Below are 16,659 nucleotides of genomic sequence, written 5' to 3'. Positions count from 1 at the left end.
CTACCTGCGGCATCCATCTGGAGTTGATCAAGAATGCAGACGTTCACGGAAGAATGGATTGGCGCCCTGCGGCGCGTTGCACTCTGTGCGGGGCTGGCTGCCCTGGCCTGTAGCACGCCTGCGCTTGGCAATGACAACGCAGCCGAGCGGGATCGCGTGATGGCTGCGGCGAAGACCGGCAACGCGGAAGCCCAGAATGAACTTGGGGACAGGTATCTGCGCGGCGCAGGCGTCGACAGGGACGCAGCGAAGGCAGCGGACTGGTACCGCAAGGCGGCCGATCAGGGCTATGCGCCGGCACAGTCCATGCTGGGTGTGCTGTATCTGCGAGGCAATGGCGTGCCGAAGGATTCCGCTCAGGCCCTGCACTGGGTACGCAAGGCTGCCGATCAGGGCAATGCGGACGCACAGTCCGATCTCGGGATCATGTACCTGCAGGGCCTGGGCCCGCAGCAGGATGATGCCCAGGCTGTCCTGTGGCTCCGCCGAGCCGCTGAACTCGGCTCGCCGGCCGGGCAGTACAGCCTTGCCAATCTCTATCAGAAGGGACGCGCCGGCCTCACGAAAGACGAGGCCCAGGCCATGCAGTGGTATGCCAGGGCAGCCGTGCAGGAGCTCGGCCTAGCGGGAGTCAAGGAGGCCCGTCTGGAGCTGTGCCTGAATCGCAAGGAGAACGAGGTGTGGTGTGCCGAGATGGACACGCCCGGCGCGTTTGGCCCGGTTGAAGCATTCACAGCGGCTGCCGATGGCGGTGATGTGGAGGCGCAGACCAGGCTCGCCCTGATGTATGCCAAGGGTATCAGCGTACAGAAGGATGAGGCCCGATCCGCCGACCTGTATCGCAAGGCGGCAATGGCGGGCTACGCGCCTGCACAGGCCGAGCTGGGATACCTGTACTCCATCGGGCGCGGGGTGCCCAAGGACCAGGAAGAGGATATCTACTGGACCTGTGAGGCTGCAGCGCAGGGAAACCGCAGGGCGATCCGCAATCTGGCCATCAAGCAGACCTACGATCTGTTCGATCCGAAGGAGTGCCCCGAGCGGCGCGCGCAAGCGCTGAGTGCCGATGCGTCCGGACCCCGCACAGAGGTCCGGACGCAGATCGCTTGCAGCGGTTACGCCGAGAGCTCCTCGCGCACGATCCTGGCCCCTTCGCTGAGCGCACGCAGCTTGCCCCGTGCCACGTCACGGGCCAGCGGCGCCATGCCGCAGTTGGTGCTCGGGTAGAGCTTGTCGGCATCCACGAACTGCAGCGCCTTGCGCAGGGTGTTGGCCACTTCCTCAGCCGTCTCCACCGTGCTGGAAGCCACGTCGATGGCGCCCACCATCACCTTCTTGCCGCGCACCAGCTCGATCAGATCGATCGGCACGTGCGAGTTGTGGCATTCCAGCGAGATGATGTCGAGGTTGGAGGTCTGCAGCTTCGGGAACGACTCTTCATACTGGCGCCATTCCGAGCCCAGCGTCTGCTTCCAGTCGGTGTTGGCCTTGATGCCGTAGCCGTAGCAGATATGCACGGCAGTCTCGCACTTCAGTCCTTCGATCGCACGCTCCAGTGCGGCCACGCCCCAGTCGTTCACTTCGTCGAAGAACACGTTGAAGGCGGGCTCGTCGAACTGGATGATGTCGACGCCAGCGGCTTCCAGCTCCCTCGCTTCCTCGTTGAGGATCTTCGCGAATTCCCAGGCCAGCTTCTCTCGGCTCTTGTAGTGCGCATCGTACAGGGTGTCGATCATGGTCATCGGCCCGGGTAGTGCCCACTTGATCGGCTGCGTGGTCTGCCGGCGCAGGAACTTCGCATCCTCCACGAACACCGGCTTGGGGCGGCTCACGGCGCCGACCACGGTCGGCACGCTGGCGTCGTAGCGGTTGCGGATGCGCACGGTTTCGCGCTTCTCGAAATCGACGCCGTTGAGGTGCTCGATGAACGTGGTAACGAAGTGCTGCCGGGTCTGCTCACCGTCGCTGACGATATCGATGCCGGCGTGCTGCTGTTCCTGCAGGGACAGGCGCAGGGCATCCTGCTTGCCTTCGGTCAAGCCTTCATCCTGCAGTTTCCAGGGCGACCAGAGCTTTTCGGGCTCCGCCAGCCAGGAGGGCTTGGGCAGGCTGCCGGCGGTGGAGGTGGGGAGCAGTTTCTTCGTCGACATTGCGTTCTGTGTCCTGGGGCGAATGGAGAATCGATGGATCAGCGGGCAGCCCACTGCTCAAGCACGGCGCGATACGGCTTGATGAAGTGCTCTTCGGTGAATTTGCCCTGCTTGACCGCCAGCTGGCTGCGCTCTTCGCGGTCGTAGACGATGCGGGTGGAGGAGTAGTCCTGGTGCTTCAGGCTGGGCTGGTAGACCTTGCCGGCCACGGAATTGGCGTTGTAGATCTCCGGCCGGTAGATCTTCTGGAATGCCTCCATCGTGCTGATGGTGCCGATCAGTTCCAGGTTCGAGTAGTCGCCCAGCAGGTCGCCCTGGAAGTAGAACGCCAGCGGCGCGACGCTGCCTGGCGGCATGAAATAGCGCACCTGCAGGCCCATCTTGTCGAAGTACTGGTCGGTGGGGGAGAACTCGCCCTGGCGATACTCCACCCCCAGGATGGGATGGTGGTTCTCGGTACGATGGTAGGTCTTGCTGCTGGAGACGCTGATGCAGATCACCGGCCCCTTGCTGAAATTGGCGCGGTAGGCCTCCGATTCCAGGAAGTGCTGGAACAGCTTGCCGTGAAGATCACCGAAGCCTTCCGGAATGCCGAAGGTGGCCTTTCCCTCGTTGCTGGCCGGCAGTACCACGCTGAAGTCGTAGTCGCGCACATAGGACGAGAAGTTGTTGCCGACGATGCCTTCGGTGCGCGTGCCGGTACGCGTGTCGACGATGGTCGGCCGCAGCACTTCGATCAGCGGGAACGGATCGCTGCCGTCGGCTCCATCGATGTGCATCTCCACCGAGATGATGTCCAGCTCAACGGCGTAGCGGTCCGCACTCGGGTTGTCCCAGTGCGCCAGGTCGTTGAAGCGGTTGTTGATCATGCTGATCGTGTTGCGCAGGTTCTCCTGGCGGGACTCGCCGCGAGCCAGGTTGGCGAAGTTGGTGGTGATGCGCGTGCCGTCAGCGGGCTGGTAGTCCTCGTTGAAAGGGATGCGCGTGATGCTGAAGGTGAAGTTCTCGGTCGTCATGGGCGGCGTTCCGGGTTGCGGAGGTGACATCCGAATGCGGGTCGCTGGCATTCGGCATTCAAAGGACTGCAGCGGTCTCGGCAGTGGCAGGCGCTGCGCGGTGGGACAGGGCAAGCAGGGGCAGTGCCCGCTGCACTGCCAGCCGTGCGCGCTGGATCAGGGCCTCGTTGTGCACGCGGCCCTCGGCGAAATCGCGGTCGGTGGCGTAGACGCCGAGGGGCAGGGTGCGCGCCTGGAAGAAGCTGAAGAGCGGCCGCAGCTGATGATCGATCACCAGTGCGTGGCGCTCGCTGCCGCCGGTGGCGGCCAGCAGGATGGGGGTGTCGACCAGCGCATCCTGGTGGATGAAATCGAAGAAGTGCTTGAACAGGCCGGTGTACGAGCCGCGGTAGACCGGCGTGGCCACCACCAGTACGTCTGCCTGTTCAACGGCCACCAGCTGCCGCTCCACAGCCTCGGGCAGCTGCGAGCGCCACAGTGCACCGGCCAGCTGCGGCGCCAGCTCGCCCAGCTCGATCAGGTGCGGCTCGCAGGCAACGTCCTCGCCGATCAGGTCCAGCAGGTGCTCGGCCAGGGTTGCAGCCCTGGAGGGGCGCTGCAGTCCGCCGGAAACGGCGACGATACGGAGGGGGCGGGTCATCTGTTCGCTTTCACCAGGGGAGGGGCTCCTTCGGGCAATCTGCGGGGGGCGCAGTCCTGCAGGCCGGCGAGGTGACCGGGCTGGCAGGCAACCGAAGGTATGACCCGATCCTAGTCATGCCCTTCCATGACGTAAAATGGTATTACTTCACCAATCCATGAGCAGAATTCATCGTCATGCTGGAACGGATCCACCTCAGCATCGTGCAGCAGGTCGAGCAGCAGGGCTCGCTGACCGCTGCCGCCGGCGTACTCAACCTGACCCAGTCAGCCCTGAGCCACAGCATGAAGAAGCTGGAGCAGCAGCTCGGCACCGACGTCTGGCTGCGCGAAGGCCGCAGCCTGCGCCTGACCCAGGCCGGGCAGTACCTGCTGGCGGTCGCCAACCGGGTGCTGCCGCAGCTGGACCTGGCCGAGGAACGGTTGGGCCAGTTCGCGCAGGGCGAGCGCGGCGCGCTGCGCATCGGCATGGAATGCCATCCCTGCTACCAGTGGCTGCTGAAGATCGTCTCGCCGTACCTGGCCGCCTGGCCGGACGTGGATGTGGACGTCAAGCAGAAGTTCCAGTTCGGCGGTATCGGCGCGCTGTTCGGCTACGAGATCGACCTGCTGGTCACGCCCGATCCGCTGCTGAAGCCGGGCCTGAAGTTCGTGCCCGTGTTCGACTACGAGCAGGTGCTGGTGGTGGCCAAGGACCATGCACTGGCCAATGTGGACCACGTAAAGCCGCGTCAGCTCGGCCAGGAAGTGCTGATCAGCTACCCGGTGCCGTTCGAGCGCCTGGACATCTACAACCAGTTCCTGCTGCCGGCCGGCATCACGCCGCGGCGCCACAAGACCATCGAAACCACCGACATCATGATGCAGATGGTGGCCAGCGGTCGCGGCGTGGCCGCGATGCCGCGCTGGCTGGTGGAGGAATATGCCGCGCGCATGGACGTGGTGCCGGTGCGCCTGGGGGCGAAGGGCATTCCCAAGCAGATCTACCTGGGCGCGCGAGGCGGATACCGGCATCGACTACCTGCAGGCCTTCGTCGAACTGGCCCGCAACAGCTCGCCGCTGGCCGGCAATGTGCGCGGAGCGCGTTGATGCCGGCCGGTACCTCATCGCAGGCGGACGCCTTCATCAACGCCTTTTCATTGGAAGTCAGCGCGAAGGCCATGCCGGCACTGCGCGCCGAGGCGGCCCGCATCCGGCGCGGCACGGTCATCTCCATTCCCTGGCTGGCCAGCGAGGACGACGATGCACGCCTGGCCGCCGCACGCACGGTGCGCGAGCTCGGCTTCGCGCCGATGCCGCATCTCTCCGCCCGCCGCATCGGCTCGCACGCAGCGCTTGAGCGCTTTCTGGAGCGCGCCACCAGCGAAGCCGGGATCACCCGCTGCCTGCTGGTCGCGGGTGACCTGGCCACACCCGCCGGGCCGTTTGCCGACAGTGCTTCAATCATCCAGACCGGTCTTCTGGAGCACTCCGGGATCAAGGTCGTTGGTATCGGCGGGCACCCGGAAGGCCACCCGGTGATGAGCGCTGACGATCGCTGGGAGGTGCTTGGGCGTAAATGCCAGGCCATCGAAGCGCGCGGCATGGCCCCCTTGGTCGTCACCCAGTTCGCCTTCGATGCCGATACCGTGCTGGCCTGGCTGGATGCACTGCGCGCGTGGCATCACGGTTCCAGTGCTGGTCGGCGTACCGGGGCCGGCCAGCATCACGCGGCTGCTGCGCTACGCCGCGATGTGCGGCGTGGGCGCCAGTGCATCGATGCTGGCCAGGTATGGCATCTCGATCGGACGGCTGCTCGGCACGGCGGGGCCGGAGGTGTTTGTGGATCGGTTGGTGAGTGGGCTGACGGCCGGGCACGGCCAGATCAGCCCGCACCTGTTCCCGTTCGGCGGCATTACCCCATCATTGGACTGGATCGAGCGGTACCGGCGGCGCACGTCGGTCGCCAGCGTCTGATGCTCTATCGATGATCGCGTGGCCGGGCCCTTCAGCCCGGCAGTTCGCACTTCATCCTGCCGTCCACGTAGTACGGCTTGGGCACGTTCGGGTTCTCGCTGGTCTTCTCGAAGACCACCTCGAACGAAGACGCATCGGGCAAGCCCTTGCGGTCGGTGCACGCCTCCTGCAGCTTCTTCTTGACCGCAGCGATGCCCGCATCGCGGTTGGCGCCGTCGGCACTGTTGGTCAGGTTCACGGTTTCGGCCGAGGCCAGTGGGCTCAGTGCCAGCAGGCAGCCGGTCAACATCAGGGTGTGCAGCTTGGTCATGGGTCGTACCTCATGGGTCTCCAATGAGGCACCAGCATAGATCGGGGCTGTTAACGCCCTGTGGCCGCCCCGGCTTCGGGGCCGGTTCTGCGGCATTCGTCGTCGAACATGGGAGGTTGGTCGGACGTTTCCCCTTCGCCGGAGGTGTTCGGCTAGGCTGCAGCGACTGACCGCAAGGATGAGGCACCCATGATCCGCTGGCTGTTTCTGGCGCTTGCCGCGCTGCCGCTCGCTGCTGGAGCCGTGGTCATCCGCCACGATGTGGACGATGCCCGCTACCGGATCGATGGTTCCGGGTTTCCGGCCCTGGCTGACATGCCGGGCGAAGGGCAGGGCGTTCTGATCGCGCCGCAGTGGGTGCTGACAGCAGCGCATGCCGCACCGATGGAGGGGATGGGGCAGACCATCACCATCAATGGGAAGGACTACGGCGTGGAACGCGTATTCCTGCATCCCGGTTACCGGAGACTGCCTGACGCGTTGGGCAAGGAGGCATTGGCAACGGGAAATCCTGGGAAGATCCACGCGTTCCTGGCCGGGTCGGATGACATTGCATTGATCCGGCTCGCCATCCCGGTGAACGATGTGCAGCCCGTAGCACTCTATCGCGGCACTGCCGAGGTCGCGCAGGTCGCCGCCTTGATCGGTAAGGGCGCCACTGGCAATGGGGCGGTTGGACTGGTGCTGGACGGCCCGCATCGGACCACTTTGCGGCGGGCATACAACGCCATTACCGGCGGAAACGATCGTTATCTCTGGTATCGGTTCGATGCCCCGCCACAGGGCCTGCCGCTTGAAGGCGTGCTCGGTAACGGGGACAGCGGCGGCCCATTGGTGATCAAGGATCACGGCGTCTGGCAGCTGGTGGGGCTGGGCTCCTGGATCACCGCCGTTCCCGAGCATGCCCTTGAGGCCGGCTTCTACGGGCAGGTGGTGCACAACGTTCGGGTATCGCGCTATGTGGGCTGGATCGAGAGCGTCCTGGGTGCGCCCACTTATCGTCCCGTAACCCTCGAAGACTGACAGCTGTCACTGGTTGCAACCCGGGCGGAAGCGAATAGTGGGCGCCAAGGCGAGGGCACCTCGCCACCACCTACCAAGGCGACCGCTCATGAATATGCTCCAGCAACTCACCTCGCAGACGCCGATCTGGGTCTGGCTGCTCCTGGCGTTCCTGGTCACGCGTGGCATCGCCGCCATGAAACCGGGTGAGACTTCGTTGCAGAAGCTGGCGATCGTGCCCGTCCTGTTCGCCGTGTGGGGCGCGTGGTCGATCAGTCATCGCTTCGGCACCTCGCTGACCGCCTGGGGCGAGTGGTTGGCCGGCATCGGCACCGGGGCGGCACTGGGATGGCTGCTGCTGGGCCACGTGAAGCTGACACTGGACGGCGCCACCGGAAAGCTCTGGCGCAACGCGGACTTCAGCCTGCTGCCGCTGCTGCTGGTCACCTTCCTGGTGAAGTACGGTTTCGAAGTCGCATTTGCGGTGTCGCCGTCGCTGACCGGCAACGCCGGCTTCAGTGCCGCCTACCTGCTGCTGGCAGGCGGATTCACCGGCATCTTCGTCGGCAAGTACTGCCGCTACCTGGCCTCGTTGCGACCGGATGCGGCAGGTAAAGGGGTTGGGGTCGCAGGCTGAAACCAGCTTCGTCGTGATGCGTCACATTAATAGCCCCGAAGGATGGTGCTGGCCCCTGGCCGGCAACCCTGTCCCTACAGGCTCCAATCAACCCGCATGCCCGCGATCTGCGCATACGGCAGGTCTCGCTGGCGCCCAGCACCATCATTGGCGAGCTGCTGCTTGCATTTCATGACGTGGCCGGGACGGGGCAGGGAGTTCCAATTGCAAATGACTCTCACTACACTTGCGGCATCCCACCCCTTCCGCCTCCTATGGCGGCCAGAACTCCGGCTCCCAACGTGAATTCCCCGCCCCACCTGTGCAGACCGCAGGCATTTGCCCTGAGGGTGATGTGTCCACGCTAGGCCGGGGCACGGGCAGCAACGCGGATCGGGCCTCGTCCACGGAGGAGGGCATTCCGGAAGGCGCCTCGCCAATGGGCGGGAACCTCCTTGCGAAAGCCTATGCCCGCTGGCGAGGGCCCATTCTGCGCAGCCTTGCGCGTGTCAGAGGTGCGGACGGTGAGGACGCCCTGCACGACGGTGCAGTCAAATGGCTGGCGGCAAACCCTGCACTGGCCTCGTGCGACCAGCAAGGCGCCTATTTCCGGCGAACGGTGATGAACACCGTGGCCGATGAATATCGTGAGCACACCGCAGGCCGCCGTCTCCAGACGCTGCCGCTGGCAGATGCAGAAGATGCGGGTCAAGCCATCGCCAGCGATGAATCACAGTGCCCGTTGCAGCTCAGCGCCCAGCGGCAGCGCCTGGAGCGCCTGCGAGAAGCACTGGCCGAGCTGCCGGAGCGTCAACGCGAGGCCTTCGTGCTCTGCCGCTTCGATGGGCTGACCCAGGAGGACGCGGCCGCTCGCATGCAGATCTCCCGCCGCATGGTGGTCAAGCACCTGTCGCGAGCGGTTGCCTACTGCGAAGTGCGGGTACGCTATGCGTCTCTGGCACAGATGCAGGAACTGCATCGTCCGACCAAGGCGGGCGAGGCGTTGGCGCCTGCCATCGATGCTGATTTTCCCTGCCGATGACCGATCTCCCTTCTGCCGCAGGTTCCGACCCGTTTGCCCTGCATGAGGCGGCCGCCGCGTGGCTGGTACGGCGGCAGGATGCGGATTGGCAACCGAAGGATGAGGCGGCCCTGCAGCACTGGCTGGTCGAGAGCGAAGCGCACCGACAGGCGTTCGCCGATGTGACCAGAACCTGGCACGACCTGGGCCAGCTGCCACGCCCCGTACTGGCCTCGGACGCGCACGCGGTGATCACCCCAGCAGTACCTGCACCTGCGGCTCTACGGCGGGGCAGGGCGGCGCGGCGTGCACGGTCGTGGCGCCTGCCACGCGTTGCGGCGGCTGCGGCCGTGGCGATGCTGGCCTTGGGGTACGTCGGCTACGGTTGGTACACCGCGCCCAGCTACGTACAGGACGTGGCCACCGGTGCGGGCGAGATACGCGATCTTCAATTGCCGGACGGCTCACGGATTTCACTCAATGCACGCAGCACGCTGGCGGTGCATTTCTATCGATCCCGTCGTGAAGTGGTGCTCAGCCAGGGCGAGGCGTACTTCGAGGTCGCCCCGGCGGCCGACCGGCCCTTCACCGTCGATGCCCAGCGCAGCCGGGTGACGGTGGTCGGCACGGCCTTCAATGTGCGCAATGGGCCGGGCGAAGTCGTGGTCAAGGTGCTGCATGGGCACGTGCGGGTACAGCCGGATCGCGCCGAAGGCACCGCGCCGGTCAGCCTGCACGCTGAACAAGGCCTGGCCGTTACCACGCTTACAGCCGCCTACCGCTCCATTGCCGCCAGCGCAGACAGCATTGGCGGCTGGCGCAACGGGCGCCTGGTGTTCCGGCGCACCCCGCTGGACGAAGTGGCGCAGGAGGTCGGGCAGTATCTGGGCCATCCCGTCACGTTGGGCCAGCCAGGGCTGAAGTTCCTGCCGGTCTCCGGCTACGCAGCCACCGATGCCCCGGCCACCTTCCTGGAAGCGCTGCCGGATCTGTTGCCCGTGCAGGTGACCCGCACTGCCCAGGGCGGCTATCGCATCGACGAACGGCCTGTCACCCGCTGACGCCGGAACGAAAATTTCTTCCGGCGCGGGTTCCCACCCCACCGCCATTTTCCGTTTACCCCAGTGAGGCCAGTAGCGGCCAAGCATGATGGAGCGGTAATGGGGTACATGAAGATCAAGCGCGCACTTGTTGCTGGCGCGTTCTCTACGGGGGTACACGCCAAGCGGCTGCCGTTGCTGGCACTGTGCATTTCCAGCGCGCTGGCAGCGCCAGCCATCGCACAGGCGCAGCCGGCTGCGCGCGTGCAGTTCAATATTCCGGCGCAACCGCTGGATGCCGCACTGCGCCGCTTTTCCGAGCAGTCCCGGCAGCAGGTGCTGTTCAGCGAATCGGCGGTGGCGGGCCGTCGCGCCCCGGCCTTGACCGGCAGCTACACGCCGCAGGAGGCACTGGCGCGCCTGCTGGAGGGGAGTGGCGTGCGTGTCAATGCCACCCGTCCGGGCGTGTTCACCCTGGCCCAGGAAGCAGCAACACCTGCGCGCAGCAAGGAGGCCCAGACCACCCTGCAGACGGTGAACGTCACCGCCAATGCGCCAAGCGATGGCGCTTACACGGCACGTGAGCTGAGCCTGGGCAAGCTGGGGCAGAGCATCCGCCAGACCCCACAGTCGGTCAGCGTGATCACCCGCCAGCAGCTGGACGACCGCAACCTCACCACGCTGGACGAAGCGCTGGCACAGACCACCGGCGTGACCAAGACCGCCCGCAACTTCGGCAACCACAAGTTCTCGATCCGCAGCTTCACCGTGGACGACAGCAACTATCTGGTCGATGGCGTGGCCGGCATTGTCTATGCCCCGGTGGGCTGGCTGCCGATCGACACCGCCGTGCTGGAACGGGTTGAAGTGCTGCGCGGTGCCGGTGGCATGATGCTCGGCGCGGCCGACCCCAGCGGAGCAATCAACATGGTGCGCAAGCGCCCGCGCGACCAGGCTCATCTGGATCTGGCCGCCACCGTGGGCTCGTGGGACAACTACCGCGTCGAGGTGGATGGCGGTGGCCCGCTCAATGCTACCGGCAGCGTGCGCGGCCGACTGGTCGCCGCCTATCAGGATCGCGACTACTTCCAGCGGGGCACCTCATCGAAGACGCCGGTGGCCTATGGGGTGATCGATGCCGATCTGGGCACGGATACCACGCTGACCTTCGGCCTGCGCCATCAGGCCAGTAACACCGACGGCTACTGGCTGTTCGGCCTGCCGCGCTACACCGATGGTGGTGCGCTGGACATCAAGCGTTCCACCTCGCTCATCCAGGACTGGAACCGGCAGGAAGGCTCCGTCGACGAAGCCTTTGCAGAGGCGGAGCACCGCTTCAACGAACGCTGGAAGGCACGCCTGTCGCTGAACCGCACCGAGTCGGACCTGGACCAGCGTGTTGCAGTTCCGCTGGGCGGGGTGGATCGCGCCACCGGCATCGGTTCGCGCTTCTATGACATCTATTTCAACCGCTCGCGCGTGCGCAGCGATGGCATCGACCTGCACACCACCGGCAGTTTCGACGCCTTCGGCCGCAGCCATCAGCTGCTGCTGGGCGCGATGTGGTCGCGCCAGCGTACCCGCCAGAGCTCGGCGGACCTGGCCATCGACGTGCCGATTGATGTCTACGCACCCGACCACAGCGCCATCGCGCAGCCGCTGCAGCCCGCGTGGGACTGGTCGGAAAACGCACGCGCCCAGCAGAGCGGCGTGTACAGCAACCTGCGCCTGCAGCTGGCAGAGCCGCTGCACCTTACGCTGGGCGGCCGGCTGAGCTGGGTGAAGTACCAGTCCAGCGATGGCTTCACTGGCGCCAAGAGCCGCGACTACGAACAGAAGCACGAATTCACCCCGTACGCCGGCCTTGTCTACGACCTGGGTCCGCAATGGTCGGTCTATGCCAGCTACGCCGATACCTTCCAGCCGCAGAGCTCGTACGTCACCGCGTCCGGCTCGGTGCTGGATCCGGCCATCGGCGCCAACTACGAGCTGGGCGTGAAGGGTGAGTTGAACGATGGCCGCCTGAATGTCTCCGCCGCAGTGTTCTCCATCCGCAAGACCGGCAACGCCGTGGTGGACGAATCCGACCCGGGCAGCTGCCGTGGCTCGCTGGCGTCGTCCGATTGCTACCGCAATGGCGGCAAGCTGCGCAGCAAGGGCTTTGAGCTGGAGGCTAGCGGCGAACTGGCGCCGGGCTGGCAGATGATGGCGGGCTATACCCACGTCACCAGCCGCGACGATGAGGGCGCGACCATCAGCGCCGAGACGCCCCGCCACCTGCTGCGCCTGTCGACGTCCTACCAGCTGCCGGGCAAGTGGAACGCGTTCTCCGTGGGCGGTGGCGTATCGGCACAGAGCAGCTATTCCTATCCGGCCTACGACGACCCGGACTGGCGCATGGGCGCAGCGGGACGTGCCGTGTGGGACCTGCGCGCCGGCTACCGGATCAATCCGCGCTGGAGCGTGGGCCTCAACGTAGCCAACCTGTTCGACACGCGCTATTACGCGATGATCAGCCAGATCCGCCGCGGCAACTTCTTCGGCGAACCGCGCAATGTAATGCTGACGCTGCGCGGCTCGCTGTGATCTTCCGAAACCGGCGGGGCAACGGCCTGCCCGCCACGGGGCAGGCATGAAGGCAGGCTTCCGGCAGAGCATGTCGTGGCTGCACACGTGGTGCGGCCTTACCTGCGGCTGGCTGCTGTGCGCGATCTTCCTGACCGGCACGCTCAGCGTGTTCCGCGAGCCGATCACGCGATGGATGGAGGCCGGCCCCGTGCCGGCCTCCTTGCCGGCGGTGGACACCGCAACGCAGGCGGTGCGTGCGCAGCACTGGCTGGCCGCAAACACCACCGATGCCCGGGCATGGCAGATCCGTTGGCCTGCGCAGCACGGCTGGCCGCTGGAGCTGTCATGGGAGGATGGCGACGGCAACGCGCACGAACGCTGGGTGGATGCCAGTACAGGCATGCCACAGCCTCCACCTCGTCTTCGGGAAACCGAAGGCGGGCGCCACTTCATGTCCTTCCATTACACCCTGCACGGTGGCATGGCCGGCTACTGGCTGGTCGGCTGGATCACCGCCTGCATGCTGCTGGCGCTGGTGTCCGGCGTGGTAGTGCATAAACGCATCTTCAAGGACTTCTTCACCTTCCGCCCGGGCAAGGGACAGCGCAGTTGGCTGGATGCGCACAACCTGAGTGCCGTGCTGACCCTGCCATTCCTGTTCATGATCGGCTACACGGGGCTGACCTTCTTCTACAGCAGCTATCTGCCGTGGCCGGTGCACACCGCCTATGGCGATGCGGATGGCGCCTATGCGCGCTACGAAGCCGAGCTGGCGCCTGCACCGTTGGCTCCGCCCGGCATCCTGGTATCCACCGCGCAACTGCCGGACCTGCCGCAACTGCTGGCACGCGCGCACGCCATCAGCGGGCAGCCACCGGCACTGGTCGTGATCCAGGCGCCCGGCACCGTGCACAGCGTGGTGGAGGTGATCGGCCGCAAGCCCGAGGGGGGCGCGGACAGGCATCTGCTGACCGAAGCCAGCCGGGTGACGTTCGATGCTGCCAGCGGCACGCTGTTGCAACAGCATGGCGCACGTCCGCATGCCATTGGCGCCGTACAGGTGCACGAAACCATCGAAGCACTGCACAAGGCCGATTTCGGCGGCTGGCCGATGAAGTGGCTGTACTTCATCAGCGGCCTGCTGGGCACGGCGATGATCGCCATCGGCACGCTGCTGTTCTCCATCAAGCGGCGCAAGCGCAGCGAGCATGAGTTCGGCGCGGCCACGGCGGGCATCTACCGCTGCGTGGAAGCGTTCAACGTCGCATCGCTGGCTGGGGTGGCGCTGGCAAGCATCGTCTACCTGCATGGCAATCGGTTGCTGCCATTGGAAATGAGCGGTCGCAGTGCGTGGGAAATACGCATTTTTCTTGCGGCCTGCGCTGCCTCGGTGCTGCACGCGCTTTGGCGCCCACCTCGCCTGGCCTGGATCGAGCAGCTGTGGCTGGCCGCAGCGCTGTGCCTGGCACTGCCGCTGGTGAACATGGCAACCACCGGTCAGGGCATGCTGATGTATCTGCAGCGGGGCGCATGGCAGCAGGCCGGCGTGGAGCTGGTCGCACTGGCATTCGGGTTGATGCTGGCAAGAATGGCCCTGATGCTGCAGCGCCGCTGGCCACGGGCGCAGGAGGCGGCGCGCCCGGCCAAGCCTCCGGCCGGGCGGGAACCGGCCTATCGCTGGCAGGTGGCGAGCCGTGTGCTGGCCGCCTCGCTGGGCGGCTACGTGTTCACCGCCGTTACTGCCACGGCACTGGCGTTGCTGTTGCCCGTGCTGGTGGGGGTAAGGACAGCCGTTTCGGTCCTGGCCAGTTCACTGCTGGGGTTCGTGCTGTTCATTGCCGCTGCTGTGGGCGTTTTCAGCGCCCGCAGGGTGGGGAGGGTGTGGCTGAGTCTGGCGGCAGGGAGTGCCCTGATGGGGGTGTTGGTGGCGATCCTGCGGACTGGGTGAGGACGCTCCAAAAAGGGCAGGCGCCTGCGGCTGCTAGTGCGAACGATTTGCATTTGGTATTATTTAACGCGAAATTAACGCCGCCGCAGCTGCCGCCTAGGGCGCACTTCCTACCGTAGGCCTCCAAATGAACAAGATCGCCACTACTTCCCGCGCCCCGAGGCGCTCTCTGTTGTCCGTGTCCGTTGCCCTGATGCTGGCCTTCCCGCTGGCCGGTCACGCTGAAGCACCCCCCTCGCCAGAAGTCCCCGATGGCAGCGCCACGACGCTCGATGCGGTGCGCGTCAACGCCTATCGCACAACCACACACACCTCCGGCGCTACCAAGACCGACACGCCGGTTGCGGAAATGGCCAAGTCGGTCTCGGTCATTGCCCGCGAAGAGCTCGATGCCCGCGGTGTGCAGAACCTCAACGAGGCGATGCGCTACGTGGCCGGCGTGGTTCTGGAGAGCGGCGGCATCGACAATCGCGTCGATGACTTCCGCATCCGCGGCTTCGACGCCGGCAGCTGGAGCAACAACGTCACCGTCGACGGCATGCGTGCGCCGCAGGGTGGCCAGTGGAACCGGACCATGGTGGACAGCTGGAACCTGGACCGTGTCGAGGTGCTGAAGGGACCGTCGGCCGTGATGTATGGTCAGGTGGCTCCGGGCGGCATGGTCAACCAAGTCAGCAAGACCCCGACACCTGACCAGCAGCAGGTGCTGCAGGTGGGTCTGGATGGAAACGGCCAGTACAGCAGCGCGTTCGATCTGGGCGCGGCATCGGACGACAAGCGCCACCTCGGGCGGCTGGTAGGCCTGTATCGCGACGGTGACACCCAGATCGAGCATACCCAGCAGCAGCACTGGTTCCTGGCCCCCAGCTATACCTTCCAGATGGCCGAGCGTACGCGGCTGACGGTGCTGGGCCTCTATCAGCGCGATGACGGCGGCTCGACCTACCAGTTCCTGCCGATGGACGGCACGCTCAAGGCCACCCCCTATGGGCGCATGAAGAACACGACCTTCATTGGCGAACCGAACTGGAACACCTACGACCGCACGATCTGGACGGCCGGCTGGCTGTTCGAACATGCCTTCAACGAGAACTGGACCCTGAGCCAGGGTGCCCGCCGCACCAACGTGGAATCGACCTTCCGCACCGTGGTGACCAACGGTGGCCTGAACCCGGATGGCCGCACGCAGAAGCGACGTGCCACCTGGGGCGAGGGAGACTCTCAGGGCGACACCATCGACACCCGCGTTACCGGCAAGTTCCAGACCGGCTCGGCTGAACACACGCTGCTGGTGGGCGTGGATTGGCAGAAGGCCGATTGGGATGCGGCACGCGGTGCGATGCGTGATCCGGCGCCGATCGACATCTTCAATCCGGTCTACACCGGCTATGTCCCGGTGACCAACAGCATCAGCTACTCGGGAGGCGTCAACCGCCAGACGGGTGCCTACCTGCAGGATCAGATCGCGCTGGACAAGTGGCGCTTCACCGTGGGCGGCCGTTACGACTGGACCAAGGACGACACCTGGACGCAGTCGTACACCGTGGCTACGGATCGCTATGGCGCACGCGCGCCGAGCCGCATCAAGAACGAGGCTTTCAGCGGCAACGCGGGCATCCTGTTCGTGGCTGACAATGGCCTGACGCCATACCTGAGCTATGCCGAGTCGTTCCAGCCCGCAGGCAGCACAGCTACACAGTCCTTCGACCGGACCCCGTTCGACCCAATCACCGGCAAGCAGTGGGAAGTGGGCGTGAAGTATCAGCCGTCTGGATTCGATGGCCTGATCACGCTTTCAGCCTACGATCTGCGCCAGCAGAACATCCTCACCAACGACCCCGATCCCAGCCACAACACCTGCGGCACGACTGGGTCCAGCCAGTGCCAGGTGCAGGATGGCGAGGGTCGCGTGCGTGGCGTGGAACTGGAAGGCCGCATCACCCCCCTCGATGGCTTCAGCGTGATCGGCGCCGCGTCTTGGATGGACTCGGAAGTCACCAAGAGCAACAACGGCTACCAGGGCAAGCAGCTGGCGATGGTTCCGGACTGGACCGCTGCGCTGTGGGGTGACTACACCTTCCAGGGCGGGGCACTCGCAGGCCTGAGCCTTGCCGCAGGCGTCCGCTACAACGGTGAAAGCTACGGCGACAGCGTCAACGTCTACCTGATTCCGTCCTACACGATGTGGGATGCAGCTATCCGTTATGACGTCGGTGCGATCGGGAGTGTGGGCACGCAGTTCGCACTGAACGTCAGCAACCTGACCGACAAGCGATTCGTGACCACGTGCAGCGGTGTCTCCTCATGCTTCTTCGGCACAGGACGCACCGTCACGGCCACCGCCCGGTTCACCTGGTAACCCTTCTGCCCCGTGACCGGCCAGCCAGGTCAC

At 65.5% G+C, this 16,659-nt stretch carries 12 protein-coding genes and 2 pseudogenes; 10 read left to right on the top strand and 4 right to left on the bottom strand.

What is annotated here, in order from left to right:
• Positions 1 to 33 precede the first annotated feature (33 nt).
• Positions 34 to 1,227: an SEL1-like repeat protein gene (locus ACZK2V_RS11880; RefSeq protein WP_486322359.1), complete on the top strand. Its 1,194-nt coding sequence runs from the start codon at positions 34 to 36 to the stop codon at positions 1,225 to 1,227.
• On the opposite strand, the gene ACZK2V_RS11875 is transcribed toward ACZK2V_RS11880, so the two are convergent.
• Genes ACZK2V_RS11875 through msuE form a run of 3 tightly spaced genes read right to left on the bottom strand, consistent with a single transcriptional unit; the run spans position 1,116 to position 3,806 of the window.
• On the bottom strand, positions 1,116 to 2,150 hold the full coding sequence (locus tag ACZK2V_RS11875) for a methionine synthase (protein WP_049422263.1): 1,035 nt from the start codon (positions 2,148 to 2,150) through the stop codon (positions 1,116 to 1,118). The genes ACZK2V_RS11880 and ACZK2V_RS11875 overlap by 112 nt on opposite strands.
• Before the next feature lie 38 nt (positions 2,151 to 2,188).
• Positions 2,189 to 3,166 carry a DUF1852 domain-containing protein gene (locus ACZK2V_RS11870; RefSeq protein ID WP_189719415.1) on the bottom strand — a complete coding sequence of 326 codons (978 nt, stop codon included), beginning with the start codon at positions 3,164 to 3,166 and terminating at the stop codon, positions 2,189 to 2,191.
• Between the two features lie 58 nt (positions 3,167 to 3,224).
• Positions 3,225 to 3,806 carry an FMN reductase gene (gene msuE, locus ACZK2V_RS11865; RefSeq protein WP_277778415.1) on the bottom strand — a complete coding sequence of 194 codons (582 nt, stop codon included), beginning with the start codon at positions 3,804 to 3,806 and terminating at the stop codon, positions 3,225 to 3,227.
• 176 nt (positions 3,807 to 3,982) lie between these two features.
• On the opposite strand from msuE, the pseudogene ACZK2V_RS11860 reads away from it, so the two are divergent.
• Positions 3,983 to 4,895 (top strand): annotated as a pseudogene (locus tag ACZK2V_RS11860) (LysR family transcriptional regulator).
• Positions 4,895 to 5,762: pseudogene (locus ACZK2V_RS11855) on the top strand (methylenetetrahydrofolate reductase). The pseudogenes ACZK2V_RS11860 and ACZK2V_RS11855 overlap by 1 nt, the downstream one beginning before the upstream one ends.
• A gap of 31 nt (positions 5,763 to 5,793) precedes the next feature.
• Here the strand turns inward: ACZK2V_RS11855 and ACZK2V_RS11850 are convergent.
• The gene (locus ACZK2V_RS11850) at positions 5,794 to 6,072 is read right to left on the bottom strand and encodes a hypothetical protein (protein ID WP_486322358.1); all 279 of its coding nucleotides are present in this window, start codon (positions 6,070 to 6,072) and stop codon (positions 5,794 to 5,796) included.
• Between the two features lie 189 nt (positions 6,073 to 6,261).
• Between ACZK2V_RS11850 and ACZK2V_RS11845 the strand changes: the two genes are divergently transcribed.
• From ACZK2V_RS11845 to ACZK2V_RS11815, 7 genes are all read left to right on the top strand, one after another.
• The gene (locus ACZK2V_RS11845) at positions 6,262 to 7,095 is read left to right on the top strand and encodes a S1 family peptidase (protein ID WP_486322357.1); all 834 of its coding nucleotides are present in this window, start codon (positions 6,262 to 6,264) and stop codon (positions 7,093 to 7,095) included.
• Between the two features lie 88 nt (positions 7,096 to 7,183).
• The gene (locus ACZK2V_RS11840; protein WP_486322356.1) at positions 7,184 to 7,711 is read left to right on the top strand and encodes a DUF6622 family protein; all 528 of its coding nucleotides are present in this window, start codon (positions 7,184 to 7,186) and stop codon (positions 7,709 to 7,711) included.
• A 334-nt stretch (positions 7,712 to 8,045) separates the two neighbouring features.
• Entirely contained in the window at positions 8,046 to 8,732 is a 687-nt protein-coding gene (locus tag ACZK2V_RS11835) for an RNA polymerase sigma factor (RefSeq protein WP_486322355.1), read from the top strand.
• Positions 8,729 to 9,772 (top strand): FecR family protein, encoded by a 1,044-nt coding sequence (locus ACZK2V_RS11830; protein WP_486322354.1) that lies wholly within the window; start codon positions 8,729 to 8,731, stop codon positions 9,770 to 9,772. The genes ACZK2V_RS11835 and ACZK2V_RS11830 overlap by 4 nt, the downstream gene beginning before the upstream one ends.
• 108 nt (positions 9,773 to 9,880) lie before the next feature.
• Positions 9,881 to 12,337, top strand: coding sequence for a TonB-dependent siderophore receptor (locus ACZK2V_RS11825; RefSeq protein WP_486322353.1), 2,457 nt, complete (start codon positions 9,881 to 9,883; stop codon positions 12,335 to 12,337).
• 46 nt (positions 12,338 to 12,383) lie between these two features.
• Positions 12,384 to 14,267, top strand: a complete 1,884-nt coding sequence (locus tag ACZK2V_RS11820; protein ID WP_486322352.1) for a PepSY-associated TM helix domain-containing protein — start codon at positions 12,384 to 12,386, stop codon at positions 14,265 to 14,267.
• A gap of 178 nt (positions 14,268 to 14,445) precedes the next feature.
• Positions 14,446 to 16,626, top strand: coding sequence for a TonB-dependent siderophore receptor (locus ACZK2V_RS11815; RefSeq protein ID WP_486323324.1), 2,181 nt, complete (start codon positions 14,446 to 14,448; stop codon positions 16,624 to 16,626).
• The last annotated feature ends 33 nt before the right edge of the window (positions 16,627 to 16,659 follow it).

Source organism: Stenotrophomonas sp. 93052_Sma (assembly GCF_056481145.1).
Note: the sequence above shows the minus strand (reverse complement) of the source record. Positions and strands in the feature narration are given on the sequence as shown.